Origin of the sequence: Roseobacter sp. (assembly GCF_024639605.1) — a bacterium.
GTDB lineage: Bacteria > Pseudomonadota > Alphaproteobacteria > Rhodobacterales > Rhodobacteraceae > Roseobacter.
Window position 1 is genome coordinate 1 of record NZ_JAHEHZ010000022.1, and the last position, 15,141, is coordinate 15,141.

A 15,141-nucleotide genomic window follows, 5' to 3' on the forward strand; every position below is an offset into this window, starting at 1 on the left:
CGGGGGAGGCTCTCTAAGGGTCCGGGAGCCTCGCAAGGCGGTCTGATCATTGACGCGGAAAGGGCAGCCACACACGCCCGCGACCTGTTTAACGGAGGAGAAAATATGCTTGATACCACCCATATTGATGAGGTCACAGCAGCGCTGGAAGTGTTCGGCGGGGCGCTGGCGGCAGGGGATACCGACAAGGCCGTGGCCTGTTTCACCGATGATTGCTACTGGCGTGATCTCGTCTCTTTCACTTGGAATATCAAAACGATGGAGGGTAGGGATGCGGTGCGCGACATGCTGGAAAGCCAGCTGAGCCATGTGAAACCGTCCGCGTGGGCGCCCGATGAGAATGAGCTTGTTGACCATGCCGACGGGCTGACCACGGCCTGGATCACGTTCGAGACCGGGGTGTCGCGTGGCTACGGGCAGGTTCGGCTGCGCGACGGAAAAATCTGGACGCTGCTCACCTCGATGACGGAGCTCAAAGGATACGAAGAACCCCTGGGGTTCGAGCGCCCTCTCGGCGCCAGACATGGTGCCGGAAAGCACCGCACGACCTGGAAGGAAGAGCGCGAAGCGGAAGAGGCTGAGCTGGGCTACAGCAAACAGCCACACACCGTGATTGTCGGTGGTGGTCAGGGTGGGATTGCGCTGGGGGCGAGGCTTCGCCAGCTCGGTGTTCCGACGATCATAATCGAAAAGAATGACAGACCCGGCGACAGCTGGCGCAACCGGTACAAATCGCTCTGCCTGCATGATCCGGTCTGGTACGATCATCTGCCCTACCTGCCGTTTCCGCCCAACTGGCCGGTTTTCTCGCCCAAGGACAAGATCGGCGACTGGCTGGAGATGTACACCAAAATCATGGAGCTGAATTACTGGACGCGCAGCACCTGCAAATCTGCGAAATACGACGCGGTGCGCCATGAATGGACCGTCGTTGTCGACCGTGACGGCGACGAGGTCACGCTGAAGCCAAAAGAACTGGTCCTCGCTACAGGTATGTCGGGCAAGGCCAGCGTGCCGGAGTTTCCCGGTATGGAAACATTCAAAGGTGACCAGCACCATTCCTCAAAACACCCCGGACCGGATGCGTATAAGGGCAAAAAGGCAGTGGTCGTGGGCTCGAACAATTCGGCGCACGATATCTGTGCCGCCTTATGGGAGAATGATGTCGATGTAACCATGGTGCAGCGCTCGACGACCCATATCGTCAAGTCAGATTCGCTGATGGATATCGGTCTGAGCGCGCTTTATTCCGAGCAGGCGGTGGCTGATGGTATGACCACGCAGAAAGCTGATCTGACATTTGCGTCAGTGCCTTACGCAATTCTCGCTGATTTCCAGAAACCGGTCTATGCGGCCATCAAGGAGCAGGATCAGGCGTTTTATGACGGCCTCGAAAAGGCGGGGTTCCGGCTCGACTGGGGGGCAGACGATTCCGGTCTTTTCATGAAATATCTGCGCCGCGGATCAGGGTACTACATCGACATCGGTGCCAGTCAGCTGATTATCGATGGCGAGATCAAACTGGCGCATGGCCAGGTGACTGAGATCGTTGAGGACGGTCTGATCCTCGATGACGGCACAAAGCTTGAGGCCGATCTGATTGTCTATGCGACGGGATATGGCTCGATGAACGGCTGGGCCGCGGATCTGATCGGCCAGGACGTGGCCGATAAGGTGGGTAAATGCTGGGGGCTGGGATCGGACACGCCGAAGGACCCGGGGCCCTGGGTCGGCGAGCAGCGCAATATGTGGAAACCCACGCAGCAGGAGGGGCTGTGGTTTCACGGCGGCAACCTGCACCAGTCGCGGCATTATTCGCAGTTCCTGTCGCTGCAGCTCAAAGCACGCATGGAGGGGCTTGAGACCCCGGTTTACGGCATACCCGAGACCCATCACACCGGCTGATCGCCTGTTTCCCATGGCACGCGGCCGGAATGTCACGCAGGCCGCGTGCGTTTCCTGCCCGTCTTTGATAGACGGCGGAAAACAGATTTTGTGACACGAGGAGTTCCCCATGACGACACGCACCAGAATTGCCGCCGGAAACTGGAAAATGAACGGTGTCGCCGCCGATCTGGCTGAGGTTGAGGCGATTGCGGCAACCGGCGCCCGGACGTCAGAGGTCGTGACGCTTTTGTGCCTGCCGGCCACGCTGATCGACCGGGCGCGCGGTTACGGGGTTTCTCTCGGGGGACAGACCCTGCATGCGGCGAAATCCGGTGCGCATACCGGAGATATTTCCGGGCAGATGCTGGTGGATGCGGGCGCGACTTATGTCATCGTCGGCCATTCTGAGCGCCGGACGGATCACGGGGAGAGCGACGCGGATATCTGCGCACAGGCCGGGGCGGCGTGGGCCGCCGGGCTCACGGCTGTGATCTGTATCGGCGAGACCGAGGCACAGTACCGGGCGGGCGAGACCCTCGACGTGTTGCGGGGCCAGATCGCGGGTTCGGTGCCGCAGGGGGCGACGCCCGGTAATACGGTTATCGCCTATGAGCCGGTCTGGGCCATCGGTACCGGCCTGACACCTGAAGTGCCGGAGATACAGTCCGTGCATGCCGAAGTGCGGGCTGCTCTTGGGACCCACGTAGGCGGGGGAGAGAACCTCTCGGTGCTTTATGGCGGGTCGGTCAAGGCGGCGAACGCGTCAGAGATATTCGCTCTGGAAGATGTGGATGGCGGTCTCGTTGGCGGCGCATCGCTGAAAGCTGCCGATTTCGTGCCCGTCATAGAAGCGCTTGCCGCCAGCTGATGCCCCGGATTCAGCGGGCGTCGTCGGCGAGAACACGCGCGAAAATGCTGACCAGAAAGGCTGTTGTCATGCCAAACATCAGGATTCCGGTGACTGAGATCATGGCGCCGAGGATCCGGAACTGTTCGGTGAGCACCAGATCACCGTATCCGAGGGTCGTATAGGTAACGAGGGCAAAGTAAATTGGCTTTTCATAGCCTGGCAGTGCGCCGAGCATCCAGAGTGACAGCGCGCTGATGTAGATGTGCAGCGTGTGCGAGAGAATGGCCCCGAGAAACAGGAAACAGACGGTCATGATCTGATGGATGCGGGTTTTGTCTGGTGCAAAGTGGTTGCCGGCCTTCAGATGGCGGATCATTTTTGCGATAATCAGAATGTGCACCATTGCGCAGGCCAGCAGCAGTGCGCTGCCAATACCAATCTGGATGAGAACGAGCATGAAATTCCGGTCGGGATCTGTTTGTGAAGATTTCTAACTGCTGTATCTGGTGAAGTCCAACATCAGGACTGCGACCAGGCCGCGAGAGCGACGACCATCATCATCGACAGGGCCATGGCAATGTTAATGGCGCGCTGGGCCTTTTCCGGCAGGTTCATACGCTGCAGGGAAATCCCCATCCAGAGCCAGGCGAAGTGAATGGGAATCCAGATGGCGTTCACGATCAGAAATTTCAGCGCGATTTCGGCACCGTAATTGCCGGGCCAGAAACTGAAACCGGTGAACAGCGCGGTGTTGACGGCATAGGCTTTGGGGTTGATTGCCTGCAGAATAATGCCACCGCCAATCCCCGGCGGGCTTGCGCGTTCTATAAAGGCGATTTTGCTGCCGGCAAAAGCGATGCGAAACGCCAGCCAGGCCAGATAGCTGACCGACGCGATGAACAACAGCGTGCGCAGCCTGTCATCGGCCAGAAGGGCTGCGGTCAGGCCGCTTACGACAGCCAGACAGACGAGATTGGTGCCGATGAAAAGTCCGGCGACGTAGCGGGTACCCGCCGCAGCGCCAAATGCCGCGCCCACACCGGCGGTTGATAAAACACCCGGGCCCGGCGTGATGATCAGGAAAAAGACGGCAGCAGCGAATGTCAGCATGGGCGCATATTATGGTCTGGGACGGTGGGGTAAAGACCTCCGCGGTCAAAGAAAAACCGCGCCACCGGGGCGCGGTTCAGTCGGGAGCGATAACCGCCCCTTTTTGTGCCGGTGCGGCGGCCCTGCGGGCAGCCGGTGCCGCGCTTATCTGCGCAGGCCGAGGCGCTTGATCAGATCCTGATAGCGGCTCTCGTCTTTGCCTTTGACATAGTCGAGGAGCTTACGGCGTGTTGCCACCATCTTGAGCAGCCCACGGCGACCGTGGTTGTCTTTTTTGTGAGTCTTGAAATGCTCAGTCAGTGTCGCAATGCGCGAGCTCAGGATTGCCACCTGCACTTCGGGCGAACCGGTGTCGCCTTCTTTGGTGGCGAAATCTTTCATGATGCGCGACTTGTCTTCTGCGGTAATCGACATCGGGGTCCCCTTTCAAAAAGAGTTTCAGGAATGGCGCAGGCCGGGATGTCGTCCAGCTCAGGCCCGTGGAGATACCGCCGGCAACAGGATTCCCGGCAGCGATGGGCGCGTATAGTCGGCTCTGAGAGAAATGGCAAACCCTGAATCCCGCCAGCCGCAGTGGTGGCCGTCGTCAGGCCGGTGCAAGACCCGCGATCATTGCGGAGCTGAGCGGTATCACGGTCAGGTCCTGTGCTTCCAGTGCCGGCTCGCCATAGATTTCTGCAACGCTTGAGCCGTTCATTGTGACATGCATCACCTCGGGGTCATAGGGATCAGGCGCCACATCAACCCGGGGCTCTCCGGCGGTGTCGGCAAGATCATCCCACACCACAACCAGACTGTCGGACCCGGGCGTATAATCAAGCGGCTCAGACGGTGTGCCCTGCATGATCCAGTCACCAAGCCGGACCGGCGGCTGTGCCTCGGGGGCAGGGTCATCGGAGAAATCTGCAATCTCCTGAACTGCAGCAGTCACATCAGGCTCAGCGCCCTCGTCAGCGGGTGAGGTGGACATCCATTCGCGACCTGCCGTGGTTTCCTCGACGGACACCGCACCGTAACCCGGAAGCGGGTCTTCGAACATATCGTAGAGGTAGTCGTCGGTCTCGTCATACGTATCCGGGGCGTCAGCCGTTTCCTCTCCGTCCCAAATGCCGTCAATGGTATCGAGCATATTGCCGTCGGTCAGGTCGGAGAATTCGTCTGAGTCGCTTTCCGGCGACGATGTATCCTCATCGGTTTCGATATCGGTTTTGGTGACAACGAATGACGCAGCACCCGCGCCCACCAGTCCGGCAAGGCCCATCAACCACATCATTGCAGGTTCACCTCATGCACAATAACCCGGACGGATCCGGCACCACCGGCAGTTTTAACGGTGAATTCCTACTGTGAGGTTAACCGGTGGGAACGGGGTCCCATGGCTCGGGTCTGCGGGCATAGGGCAGGTAGAGCGGATGTCTGGGATGCCCGTCCTTTGTCAGTCCGAGATGCCAGAGGGCGGTTCCCGCACCTGCCAGCATACGCGCCACCACGGGGCCGCGATTGCGGTGCGCGCCATGCACGCCCCACGCGGCAATCACACGGTCAGCCCGGGCAGCAGCGCGCAACAGGGTCGCGTTGTTATCCTCGCCCACCGGCGCGGGCGCTTTGCGCATGCCAAAGGGGTCGGTGTCGCGCCAGGCAAAAATGTTCGTAACGCTGAAAGCGCCATAGCCGAGCGCGCGTGCGCGTGCTTCGCAGCGGGCCACGGTCGGGTCGTTCTGAACCTCATCGGCAACAGACGGATTGAGCATGATAAAGTTCAGCCGCTCCGCTTTCGGGTCCCAGACCCGGCTCAGGCAATAGCGATAGGCCCCGCAATCGGAATATTCAGCTTCGGAGCGCGTCGTGTCTGTGTTGTGAATGCGAACGAACATGGTCCTGCCCGGCGTAACCTCTGCGTGTGGGCAACTGTGGCAGAAAAGCCGCCCTTCGGAAAGGACGGCTTTGCGGTTTTTAGTGTAGCCGGCTGTCAGGCAGCGGCGACGGCGCGGCGTCCGGGCAGGTCAAAGACTTCGCCGCGTGTCTCGAGGATCGCAGCCGCCACCAGGGCATAAATCACGTGCCCCCAGAGCGCGACCCAGGTGATGCCGGTAAACCCGAGGAAAGGTTTCATGCCGACCACCAGATGCGCCATGCCGTAGAGTGCAAAGACCCACAGGGCGACGCCATAGGCGGCTGCCGTCACGCTCCAGTGCAGATCAGGCAGTACGGCGCGCTGCACCGGGCGGGCAATCAGATAATAGCCAAGCACATAAAAGATCAGCCCTGTCAGCGTGTGCAGCAGATGCGCGGCGCCGGCAGGGTTTGCACCGAAGACGGCCTTAAGTGTGCCGCCTGCGAGACCAACAGGCGCGAGTTTGGCGTATCCTGCAAGCGGGCTGAGCGCCTGGCCAAAGGCATCAAAGGCGATGGTGGCGAATGCGCCGGCGGTCAGAATAGTCAGGGCAGTGCGTTTCAGATCATTGGTGTTGGTCATATCAGTATCTCCTTGTGGGCTGTCAGGGTTGTTCTGACACCGATATGACGACTGCCGCGACGCGCGCCTACTGCTCTCACGCAGGCATTACCTGCCCGTCCTGAACCGTAACAATTCCTGTAATAATGACCTGTTTCCGCTGACATCCGCGCGAGTATTACGACAGACTGAAACATTAGGAACCAGTCAGTCCTGAATATTCATTACGCGCGTCGGATGCAGTTCGCCCGATTTGTAGACCCCCACCGCAACTGCACGCCCGTCGAAAGAAGCCCAGCAGGTATCGCCGTATTCCACCCCGGCGGCCATCACCATGCCCGGATTGCCATTGCGCAGCCGGACAGCACCTTCCGGGGTGGCCCGGACCTCAGGCAGGTCCGTAAATGCGATCTCAAGCGGTTTGAGGTGCGCATCAAGTGCGGGGGTTTTTGCCATCTCGTCGATCTGTTGCAGACTGAGGCCTTCTGCGGCGTCAAAGGGTCCCGACCAGGTCCGGCGCAACTCGCGCACATGGCCAAAACATCCCAGTGCTTCCCCGAGGTCGCGCGCAACCGACCGGACATAGCCACCCTTGCCGCAGACCATTTCCAGCGTCACGTGATCCGCGTCCGGCCGGTCGGTCAGCAACAGGCTGTCCACATACAGCGGTCGCGCTGCGATCTCCATTTCTTCGCCGTCGCGGGCGCGTTTGTACGCGCGCTCGCCGTCAATTTTCACTGCTGAGAACTGAGGCGGTACCTGCTCGATGTCGCCTATGAAGCTCTGCAGAGCCTCTTTTATTGCCTCATCGTCCGGGCGCAGGTCGCTTTGCGCAATTACCTCGCCCTCGGCATCATCGGTGTTGGTGGCCTGGCCGAGCCGCACCGTGAACTCATAGGCTTTGAGCGCATCGGTGACATAGGGCACCGTTTTGGTGGCCTCCCCGAGTGCGACAGCCAGAACGCCCGTTGCATCGGGGTCCAGCGTTCCGGCGTGTCCGGCTTTCTTTGCGTCAAAAGCCCAGCGGACTTTGTTCACCACCGAGGTCGATGTCATGCCTGCCGGTTTATCGACCACCAGCCAGCCTGAAATATCGCGGCCTTTGCGTCTGCGTCCCATGGTACCCCCGTGTCTGAACGTCGCCGCGCTCCTTACAGGCACAACAGCGCGGTGGAAACAGGAATTGCGGCGGTCTAGCGGGCGGGTCGCGTGATGCCGACAATCGGGCCAAGGCGAAAGCCCAGATCACTGCGCCCGAGATCAGGCGCATAAAGCCGTGATATCCTGCCATCGAAATAGAGCGCCTGGGGCAGTTGCAGGTGATCGCGAAAGAGCAGGCCAAAAGTGTGAAAGTTCACCGGCGCACCGGAAATAGCAAATATAACCCTCTCGCCGTCTGCAGAGGTGCCAACCCCGTTGCGAATGTACTTTGACGTGCCGTCCTTTAAGAAGCGCGGATGCAGCGCGCCGTCAATCACAAGCATCGGCCCGGATTGCGTCGCATCGCGGCAGGGCGGGTCATCGGCGAGGAACCTGCTTGTTTCGATCACATCCGCGCGTCCGGGTCGCACGCAGAAAACGCCGTTGGGCAGCAGACCGAAATTGCCCGGGCCGGCGCTGGTGATGATGCGCATTTTCTCCTGTCCGTCTTCGACATAGTGGCCGACGGGCGCGCGGTCATCGTGATACATGCCGGCATTCATCGCAAAGGCAAGCTCAAGCCCCTGCGATACGAGGGCCGCGTCGATGGCGTAAAACTGACCATAGATCTCGCCGCTGTCGTCTTCCAGAAAGAGCCGGATATCATCGTCGCGCGGATCGGCTTCGCAGATGGTGTAGATTTCTCCCAGAAAAGTATCTGTGCGGCACTCAACAGCGCCTGCGGAAGTGGCCATCAGGGTCAGGCAGACAACCAGGGCCCCTGCCGCGCCGCGCATCAGGCGTCACCTTCTCCGCTGGTGTCACGCAGGACGGTGTCCTGCTGCAGCATGCGGCGTGTCTCGTCCATCTGGTCAAAAGTCTTGTCGAGCTGAAACCGAAGATCTGGTGCAAACTTCAGTGCAAGCTTTTTTGATACCAGCCTGCGCAACTCACCTTTGTTGCGGGACAGCAGGCTGATCACTTCATCCTGACCAGTGCCGCCCAGAGGCAGCACATAAGCGGTGGCGATCCGCAGATCAGGCGAGGTGCGGACCTCGCCCACAGTGATCGACATCCGGTTCAGGTCAGGATCATGCACGTCGCCGCGCGCCAGCACCTCTGAAAGGGACCGGCGGATCAGTTCGCCCACACGCAACTGCCGCTGAGTCGGGCCTGAGCCCTCGTGAAATCTGTTCCTCGCCATGCTCCCCATCTAAGCGGTCTGCGGCCCTTTGCCAAGCGGGCGCGGCCACGCTATGACGCAGCGTGCAGCGCAAAAAAGGAAGTGCGACATGGATCAGCCTCTGAAAACCGTGATCACCGGCGTGTCGGGCCGGATGGGGCGTATGCTGGTCGCGACCATCGCTGACAGCGACAGAGCGGTGGTGAGCGGAGCGGTCGAACGCGCCGGCCACGACTGGATCGGGTGCGATCTTGGCGAGGCCCTTGGCGGTGCAGCCACGGGCGTTACCGTCACAGATGATATCGCGCAGGCGCTGCAGGGGGCCGATGCCGTAATCGATTTCACGGCACCGGCGGCAACGATTGCATTTGCGCAGGCCGCGGCAGAGGCGGGTGTGGCGCATGTCATCGGCACAACCGGCATGACACCAGAGGATATCGCGCAGCTTTCTGAACCGGCGGAGCGGACAGTGCTGGTGCGCGCCGGTAATATGAGCCTCGGGGTGAACCTGCTGGTTCAGCTGACAAAACGGGTGGCTGCAGCGCTGGACGAGGATTTCGATATCGAAATTATCGAATCTCATCACAATCAGAAGGTCGATGCGCCCTCAGGTACGGCTCTGATGCTGGGCGAGGCCGCTGCTGCGGGTCGCGGCGTTGCGCTGGAGGACGTATCCGACCGGGGTCGCGACGGGATCACCGGCGCGCGCACCCGAGGTGATATCGGCTTCGCGGCTATACGCGGGGGCGATATCATTGGCGAGCACGACGTGATGTTCGCCGCCACAGGCGAGCGTATCACGCTGCGCCATGTGGCATCAGACCGCTCAGTCTTTGCGCGGGGCGCGGTAAAAGCTGCACTCTGGTCGCGCGGAAAAACACCTGGAGCCTATGATATGCTGGATGTCCTGGGCCTGTCTGAAGACTGATCCGCCGACGCGGAAAATCTGCAGCTCATTGTGAACCAGCGGGCGTTCTGAGGCGTATATACTGTATCACACGGTTCAGGAGGTCTGAATGATGCGTAATGTTACATTGTCTTTTGTCGCAGCACTTGCTGTGTCGGCCACACCTGTCCTGGCCGAATTCGCCAAAGTTGATGAACAGTCAGAATTTGTGGCGCTGGTCGCCGGCAAAGAGCTGAAGCGCCCTTTCGTGAATCTTGAGGTTTCGCCTGACGGGCAGATTTCCGGTCGGGGGGCCGCATGGCCCGTATCCGGCGAATGGACGTGGAAAGACGGCTTTTTCTGTCGCGATCTGTTCTGGGGCGAGGACGCGCTGGGATATAACTGCCAGGAGGTTAAAGCCTCGGGCGATCGCGTAATATTCACATCCGATCAGGGTGCGGGTGATTCCGCCGAATTCCGGCTGCGCTGAGGCGCGGCTCAGAAATCCACCGCAATTCCTTTGTTTTCCCAGTCGCCGTAGCGCACGGGCTCCGGGCCATCACGTCCGCCCAGTTCCGGTGGCAGGTCGAGCGCTTCGGCCGCTGCCTTGCGCTCTGCCGCTTCCTGCAGAGCGCGCTGTGCCGCCGGGGGCAAATCCGGCTCGGGCGTCGGAGTAGGGTCGTTCGGCCCCGGCGGGATCGGTTTGTCGCCGGGTTTGGGATTGCCCGGCACGTCAGGGACGGGATCAGGCTGTTTGGGTGGTACGGGGTCCTGCGACGGATCGCCGGGACCGGGTTTTTCGACTGGCATGGTACATGTCCTTTCCGGTTATACTTGATATACGCCGCCCTTTCGCGCAGACAACCCGCCAGACCCATTCTCAGCCAGGTGCCAGATGTCAGATACAGGAGTTCCCGCGCGCCGAAGCGCTGTTTACATGCTTGATCAGGTGCTCGGTGAAGGACGGCTGATGTCCGAACTTATGGGGGCCGGAGTACTCGATAAACTGCCCGTCGAAGACCGCGCGCGCGCGGCCCGTCTGGCACAGGATACACTGCGCGGCCTTGAGCGGGCGGACCGTATTCTGCAGAAACATCTCTCGAAATATCCGCCGCTGACTGTCCGCAATGCGCTACGGGTCGGCACGGTTGAGCTTTGTCAGGGCGCGGCCGCGCACGGTGTGGTCAACGCGATGGTCGAGCTGGTGTCGCGGCAGAAGAACCTCGGCCATCTCAAGGGTCTGACAAATGCGGTCCTGCGCAAAGTGGCAGCCGACGGCCCCGGGGCCTGGGCTGCGCTGCGGGCCCCACGTCTGCCGAAATGGCTGCGCGGTCCCCTCGTTGAGGCCTGGGGCGCAAATGGGATCGGAGCGATGGAGATTGCGCATTTTGCCGGTGCGCCGCTTGATCTGACTGCGAAAAGCGATCCGCAGGCTGTGGCGGATGCAACAGGCGGCGTGCTTTTGCCGACTGGCTCGGTGCGTGTGGCGGATGCCGGACAGGTCTCTGCGATGCCCGGTTTTGATACCGGGGACTGGTGGGTTCAGGACGCTGCCGCCGCTGTGCCCGTACAGGTGCTCGCGCCTGAGGCCACAGAACGCGTGCTTGATCTTTGTGCCGCACCGGGTGGCAAAACCATGCAGATTGCCGCCAGCGGTGCGCATGTGACGGCCGTGGACGATTCCCCCTCGCGCATGAAACGCGTCGAGGAGAACCTCGCGCGCACCGGGCTGAAAGCCGATCTGATTGTCGAGGATGCGCGGGCTGTGACCGGCAGTTACGACGCGGTTCTGCTGGATGCGCCCTGTTCGGCAACAGGTACCATGCGGCGTCACCCAGACCTGCCCCATGCCAAGGACGGATCAGAGTTCGGCGACCTGATTGACCTGCAGGAGCAGCTTATTGATCACGCATGGAGCCTTGTCAGGCCCGGTGGCCGGCTGGTTTTCTGCACCTGCTCTTTGTTGCCGGACGAAGGTGAAGTGCAAGTCGACGAAGCGCTGCTGCGACATGCGGATATGACCGTCAACACACCGGTGCCTGATGGGATCGACCCGGCCTGGATCACCAGCGAAGGCGGGCTGCGGCTCAGACCGGATTACTGGGCGGACAAGGGCGGCATGGACGGCTTTTACATCGCGCGCCTGCAGAAATCTGCCTGACGTACATGCCGTAATCGGTGGCGGGCTGACAAAGCCGGTGACTCACCGCCTGCCGCGCGTTATCATCTGATCAAAGCGCCGCGAGAGCGTCCCAAGGCAGAGTATCACATGTCCGGAACCTACAGTTTCGCCGCGAGAAAAGTGCATTTTCTGAACCGCTGGCACGCGCGTCGCGTCGGCAGGATGAAGGCGCGTGCGGTTGGCTTCGTCTCCGCACCCGAACCCCGCACGATCGGCAGTTTTGCCCGTGGCCGGCAGCTGATGGCCGGTAATTTCCTGTTCGCGGGGCATCTGGTCGAGCAGAAAGACGCTGATATCTGGGATCTGCCCGCACCCAACGAAGATTTTGTGCGGGAACTGAACGGTTTTGCCTGGCTCGATGATCTGGCTGCTGTCGGTGACGGCCCCGCGCGTGATGCAGCACAGCGCTGGCTCTGGGGGTGGATCGACCGGTCCGGCCGGGGCCGCGGGCCGGGCTGGACCCCGGATCTGACGGGGCGACGACTTATCCGCTGGATCAATCATGCGATTTTTATGCTGCGTAACACCGAAGCCGAAGAGAGCCACGCGTTCTACGGCAGCCTGTATCGCCAGACCCATTTCCTTTCCAGCCGCTGGCAGGGTGCGGCACCCGGTCTGCCCCGGTTTGAGGCACTGACGGGGTTGATTTACGCCGGTCTCGCACTTGAGGGCATGGAGGCTATGGCCATGCCCGCTGTCAACGCGCTGGCGCGGGAATGCCGGACCCGGATTGATGACCAGGGCGGTCTGCCGACGCGCAATCCCGAAGAACTGCTGGAGGTTTTTACGCTGCTCACCTGGGCCGGGGCGGCTTTGTCAGAAGCGGGCCATGCGGTGCCCCCCGATCACGTCGCGGCCATCGGGCGCATTGCGCCGACGCTGCGCACGCTGCGCCATTCTGACGGCGGGCTCGCGCGGTTTCACGGCGGCGGGCGCGGTGCCGAGGGCTGGCTGGATCATGCGCTGGCGCAGGCTCAGGTCAAAGGCCGCCAGCCGAACGGGCTTTCGATGGGCTATGCGCGGCTTTCGGCAGGGCGCACAAGCGTGGTGATGGACGCTTCGCGCCCGCCATCCGGGGCGGCCTCTTACAATGCGCATGCCTCGACGCTGGCATTTGAACTGACGTCAGGCCGCCGTCCGCTTGTCGTAAATTGTGGATCAGGTCGCACTTTTGGTCCGGACTGGCGACGTGCGGGCCGCGCGACACCGTCACACTCGACCCTGTCGCTGGACGGTTATTCCAGCGCCCGTCTGGGGCCGGCCGACCGCAACAGCGGACGCGAGCCGCTGATAGAGGGGCCGACGCATGTGCCCATCGAGGTCGGGCACGCCCCGGACGGGTTGCGTCTGCAATCGGGGCACAACGGGTTCACGCCGACGCACGGGCTGACCCATGCCCGGACACTCGAGATGACCTTTGACGGGCGCGCGGTCGCGGGCGAGGACATGCTGCTGGCGATGGAAAGTGCCGAGAAACGCCGCTTTGACCGGGCGATGGACGCGGCAGGGCTGGGCGGGATCGCCTTTGATATCCGTTTCCATCTGCATCCTGAGGTCGATGCCACCATCGATCTTGGCGGCGCGGCGATTTCGATGGCGCTCAAGAGCGGTGAGATCTGGGTATTCAGGCACGATGGCACGCAGAAACTGACGCTGCAGCCATCGGTTTACCTTGAGACCGGGCGTCTGAAGCCGCGCGGATCAAATCAGATTGTCCTTTCGGGCCGCGCTATGTCATATGCCACGCGTGTCCGCTGGTCCTTGTCTAAGGCGCAGGAAACTGCGATTGGCGTCCGGGATCTCAGCCAGGATACGCCAGATCTGACTGACTACTGACCATAAGGACCAGAGCCCATGACCGACCTCGTCCCGCTGCGCCGTGCGCTGCTTTCTGTATCTGACAAAACCGGGCTGACGGAACTGGGACAGGCGCTGGCAGCACGCGGGGTTGAACTCCTTTCGACCGGTGGCACGGCGAAGGCGCTGCGCGAGGCCGGGCTGTCGGTAAAAGATGTCTCAGAGGTTACAGGCTTTCCCGAGATGATGGACGGGCGGGTGAAAACGTTGCATCCGGTGGTGCACGGCGGGCTGCTTGCGCTGCGCGACAACGATGAACATGTGGCTGCGATGGACACACATGGCATCGGCGCCATCGACCTTGTGGTGGTGAACCTTTATCCTTTCGAGGCAACGGTGGCCCGGGGGGCGGCCTATGCCGAAGCCATTGAAAACATCGACATCGGCGGGCCCGCGATGATCCGCTCGGCGGCCAAAAACCACGGGTTCGTGACGGTTGTGACGGATGTTGAGGACTATGAGGCGCTGCGTACCGAGCTTGACCGCCACGACGGGCACACGGGCTATGCCCTGCGCCAGCGCCTTGCACAGACGGCGTATGCGCGGACCGCCGCCTATGATACTGCCGTCAGCTCCTGGATGGCGGCAGAGACCGGCCAGACACCGCGGCGACGCGCTTTTGCCGGCACGCTGGCGCAGGAGTTGCGCTATGGCGAGAACCCGCACCAGAAGGCATCGTTCTACACAGACGGCTCCGCGCGCCCGGGCGTGGCGACGGCAAAACAGCATCAGGGCAAAGAGCTCAGCTATAACAACATCAATGACACTGACGCGGCCTTTGAGCTGGTCAGTTCCTTTGATCCGGCCGGGGGGCCGGTATGCGCGATCATAAAACATGCCAATCCCTGCGGGGTGGCACGGGGAGCGACGCTGAAAGAAGCCTACACCCGCGCGTTTGACTGCGACCGCACGTCTGCTTTTGGCGGGATCATCGCGCTGAACCAGCCCCTTGACGCGGAGACCGCAGCAGAGATTGCCGGTATTTTCACCGAAGTCGTCATCGCGCCCGGTGCCGATGAGGAGGCCATGCGCGTTTTCAGCCAGAAGAAAAACCTGCGGCTGCTGACGACAGACGGGCTGGCCGATCCGCGCGCGGCGGGCCTTGCCGTGCGACAGGTTTCGGGCGGTTATCTGGTGCAGGACAAGGATGTGGGCCGGATCACGGCGGATGATCTGAAAGTGGTGACGAAGCGCGCTCCCAAAGAGCAGGAGATGGCGGATATGCTCTTTGCCTGGACGGTGGCCAAGCACGTAAAATCGAATGCGATCATATACGTCAAAGACGGCGCGACCGTGGGCGTGGGTGCCGGGCAGATGAGCCGCGTGGACAGCACGCGCATCGCGGCACGTAAAGCGCAGGATATGGCCGAAGCCATGGGGCTCGATGCGCCGCTCACAAAAGGATCGGTTGTAGCGTCAGATGCCTTTTTCCCGTTTGCGGACGGGCTTTTGACGGCGGCAGAGGCGGGTGCGACCGCGCTTATTCAGCCTGGCGGATCAATGCGCGACGATGAGGTGATCGCCGCGGCGGATGAGGCGGGGCTGGCGATGGTGTTCACCGGCATGCGCCATTTCCGGCACTGAGGTCGGG

General features: G+C 61.5%; 17 protein-coding genes. 7 read left to right on the top strand and 10 right to left on the bottom strand.

Features of this window, described 5'->3' with window-relative positions:
* Positions 1 to 105 precede the first annotated feature (105 nt).
* Positions 106 to 1,905: an NAD(P)/FAD-dependent oxidoreductase gene (locus tag Q0M35_RS04795; RefSeq protein WP_295313081.1), complete on the top strand. Its 1,800-nt coding sequence runs from the start codon at positions 106 to 108 to the stop codon at positions 1,903 to 1,905.
* Between the two features lie 109 nt (positions 1,906 to 2,014).
* Positions 2,015 to 2,755, top strand: a complete 741-nt coding sequence (gene tpiA, locus Q0M35_RS04800; RefSeq protein ID WP_295313082.1) for a triose-phosphate isomerase — start codon at positions 2,015 to 2,017, stop codon at positions 2,753 to 2,755.
* A 10-nt stretch (positions 2,756 to 2,765) separates the two neighbouring features.
* Here tpiA and Q0M35_RS04805 read toward each other — a convergent pair whose 3' ends face one another.
* The 9 genes from Q0M35_RS04805 to rbfA form a co-directional block, all read right to left on the bottom strand.
* On the bottom strand, positions 2,766 to 3,194 hold the full coding sequence (locus Q0M35_RS04805; RefSeq protein WP_295313083.1) for a potassium channel family protein: 429 nt from the start codon (positions 3,192 to 3,194) through the stop codon (positions 2,766 to 2,768).
* A 62-nt stretch (positions 3,195 to 3,256) separates the two neighbouring features.
* Positions 3,257 to 3,847 carry a LysE family transporter gene (locus Q0M35_RS04810; RefSeq protein WP_295313084.1) on the bottom strand — a complete coding sequence of 197 codons (591 nt, stop codon included), beginning with the start codon at positions 3,845 to 3,847 and terminating at the stop codon, positions 3,257 to 3,259.
* Between the two features lie 144 nt (positions 3,848 to 3,991).
* Positions 3,992 to 4,261 (bottom strand): 30S ribosomal protein S15, encoded by a 270-nt coding sequence (rpsO, locus tag Q0M35_RS04815; protein WP_169639154.1) that lies wholly within the window; start codon positions 4,259 to 4,261, stop codon positions 3,992 to 3,994.
* A 172-nt stretch (positions 4,262 to 4,433) separates the two neighbouring features.
* Positions 4,434 to 5,120 (bottom strand): hypothetical protein, encoded by a 687-nt coding sequence (locus Q0M35_RS04820; protein ID WP_295313085.1) that lies wholly within the window; start codon positions 5,118 to 5,120, stop codon positions 4,434 to 4,436.
* A 79-nt stretch (positions 5,121 to 5,199) separates the two neighbouring features.
* Entirely contained in the window at positions 5,200 to 5,721 is a 522-nt protein-coding gene (locus Q0M35_RS04825; RefSeq protein ID WP_295313086.1) for a DUF1643 domain-containing protein, read from the bottom strand.
* 95 nt (positions 5,722 to 5,816) lie between these two features.
* A complete protein-coding gene (locus tag Q0M35_RS04830) occupies positions 5,817 to 6,323 on the bottom strand; it encodes a hypothetical protein (protein ID WP_295313087.1) in 507 nt (168 codons plus the stop codon).
* Between the two features lie 186 nt (positions 6,324 to 6,509).
* Positions 6,510 to 7,421, bottom strand: a complete 912-nt coding sequence (gene truB, locus Q0M35_RS04835; RefSeq protein WP_295313088.1) for a tRNA pseudouridine(55) synthase TruB — start codon at positions 7,419 to 7,421, stop codon at positions 6,510 to 6,512.
* A 74-nt stretch (positions 7,422 to 7,495) separates the two neighbouring features.
* On the bottom strand, positions 7,496 to 8,239 hold the full coding sequence (locus Q0M35_RS04840) for a phosphodiester glycosidase family protein (protein WP_295313089.1): 744 nt from the start codon (positions 8,237 to 8,239) through the stop codon (positions 7,496 to 7,498).
* The gene (gene rbfA / locus Q0M35_RS04845) at positions 8,239 to 8,646 is read right to left on the bottom strand and encodes a 30S ribosome-binding factor RbfA (protein ID WP_295313090.1); all 408 of its coding nucleotides are present in this window, start codon (positions 8,644 to 8,646) and stop codon (positions 8,239 to 8,241) included. Before rbfA ends, Q0M35_RS04840 begins: the two co-directional genes overlap by 1 nt.
* A gap of 88 nt (positions 8,647 to 8,734) precedes the next feature.
* Between rbfA and dapB the strand changes: the two genes are divergently transcribed.
* On the top strand, positions 8,735 to 9,553 hold the full coding sequence (gene dapB, locus Q0M35_RS04850) for a 4-hydroxy-tetrahydrodipicolinate reductase (protein ID WP_295313091.1): 819 nt from the start codon (positions 8,735 to 8,737) through the stop codon (positions 9,551 to 9,553).
* A gap of 88 nt (positions 9,554 to 9,641) precedes the next feature.
* On the top strand, positions 9,642 to 10,001 hold the full coding sequence (locus Q0M35_RS04855) for a dihydrodipicolinate reductase (RefSeq protein ID WP_366519638.1): 360 nt from the start codon (positions 9,642 to 9,644) through the stop codon (positions 9,999 to 10,001).
* Positions 10,002 to 10,009: 8 nt separating this feature from the next.
* Here the strand turns inward: Q0M35_RS04855 and Q0M35_RS04860 are convergent, their stop codons facing one another.
* Entirely contained in the window at positions 10,010 to 10,321 is a 312-nt protein-coding gene (locus tag Q0M35_RS04860; protein ID WP_295313092.1) for a DUF1674 domain-containing protein, read from the bottom strand.
* A gap of 85 nt (positions 10,322 to 10,406) precedes the next feature.
* On the opposite strand from Q0M35_RS04860, the gene Q0M35_RS04865 reads away from it, so the two are divergent.
* From Q0M35_RS04865 to purH, 3 genes are all read left to right on the top strand, one after another.
* Complete coding sequence (locus tag Q0M35_RS04865) at positions 10,407 to 11,672, top strand: transcription antitermination factor NusB (protein WP_295313093.1); 1,266 nt, start codon at positions 10,407 to 10,409, stop codon at positions 11,670 to 11,672.
* 108 nt (positions 11,673 to 11,780) lie between these two features.
* Positions 11,781 to 13,529: a heparinase II/III family protein gene (locus Q0M35_RS04870; protein ID WP_295313094.1), complete on the top strand. Its 1,749-nt coding sequence runs from the start codon at positions 11,781 to 11,783 to the stop codon at positions 13,527 to 13,529.
* Positions 13,530 to 13,547: 18 nt separating this feature from the next.
* Positions 13,548 to 15,134: a bifunctional phosphoribosylaminoimidazolecarboxamide formyltransferase/IMP cyclohydrolase gene (gene purH, locus Q0M35_RS04875; protein WP_295313095.1), complete on the top strand. Its 1,587-nt coding sequence runs from the start codon at positions 13,548 to 13,550 to the stop codon at positions 15,132 to 15,134.
* Positions 15,135 to 15,141 lie beyond the last annotated feature (7 nt).

Excerpts from the sequence above, each read along its gene's own strand:
- Q0M35_RS04795 (WP_295313081.1), top strand. The coding sequence starts at position 106 with ATGCTTGATACCACCCATATTGATGAGGTCACAGCAGCGCTGGAAGTG.
- tpiA (WP_295313082.1), top strand. The coding sequence starts at position 2,015 with ATGACGACACGCACCAGAATTGCCGCCGGAAACTGGAAAATGAACGGT.
- Q0M35_RS04805 (WP_295313083.1), bottom strand. The coding sequence starts at position 3,194 with ATGCTCGTTCTCATCCAGATTGGTATTGGCAGCGCACTGCTGCTGGCC.
- Q0M35_RS04810 (WP_295313084.1), bottom strand. The coding sequence starts at position 3,847 with ATGCTGACATTCGCTGCTGCCGTCTTTTTCCTGATCATCACGCCGGGC.
- rpsO (WP_169639154.1), bottom strand. The coding sequence starts at position 4,261 with ATGTCGATTACCGCAGAAGACAAGTCGCGCATCATGAAAGATTTCGCC.
- Q0M35_RS04820 (WP_295313085.1), bottom strand. The coding sequence starts at position 5,120 with ATGATGTGGTTGATGGGCCTTGCCGGACTGGTGGGCGCGGGTGCTGCG.
- Q0M35_RS04825 (WP_295313086.1), bottom strand. The coding sequence starts at position 5,721 with ATGTTCGTTCGCATTCACAACACAGACACGACGCGCTCCGAAGCTGAA.
- Q0M35_RS04830 (WP_295313087.1), bottom strand. The coding sequence starts at position 6,323 with ATGACCAACACCAATGATCTGAAACGCACTGCCCTGACTATTCTGACC.
- truB (WP_295313088.1), bottom strand. The coding sequence starts at position 7,421 with ATGGGACGCAGACGCAAAGGCCGCGATATTTCAGGCTGGCTGGTGGTC.
- Q0M35_RS04840 (WP_295313089.1), bottom strand. The coding sequence starts at position 8,239 with ATGCGCGGCGCGGCAGGGGCCCTGGTTGTCTGCCTGACCCTGATGGCC.
- rbfA (WP_295313090.1), bottom strand. The coding sequence starts at position 8,646 with ATGGCGAGGAACAGATTTCACGAGGGCTCAGGCCCGACTCAGCGGCAG.
- dapB (WP_295313091.1), top strand. The coding sequence starts at position 8,735 with ATGGATCAGCCTCTGAAAACCGTGATCACCGGCGTGTCGGGCCGGATG.
- Q0M35_RS04855 (WP_366519638.1), top strand. The coding sequence starts at position 9,642 with ATGATGCGTAATGTTACATTGTCTTTTGTCGCAGCACTTGCTGTGTCG.
- Q0M35_RS04860 (WP_295313092.1), bottom strand. The coding sequence starts at position 10,321 with ATGCCAGTCGAAAAACCCGGTCCCGGCGATCCGTCGCAGGACCCCGTA.
- Q0M35_RS04865 (WP_295313093.1), top strand. The coding sequence starts at position 10,407 with ATGTCAGATACAGGAGTTCCCGCGCGCCGAAGCGCTGTTTACATGCTT.
- Q0M35_RS04870 (WP_295313094.1), top strand. The coding sequence starts at position 11,781 with ATGTCCGGAACCTACAGTTTCGCCGCGAGAAAAGTGCATTTTCTGAAC.
- purH (WP_295313095.1), top strand. The coding sequence starts at position 13,548 with ATGACCGACCTCGTCCCGCTGCGCCGTGCGCTGCTTTCTGTATCTGAC.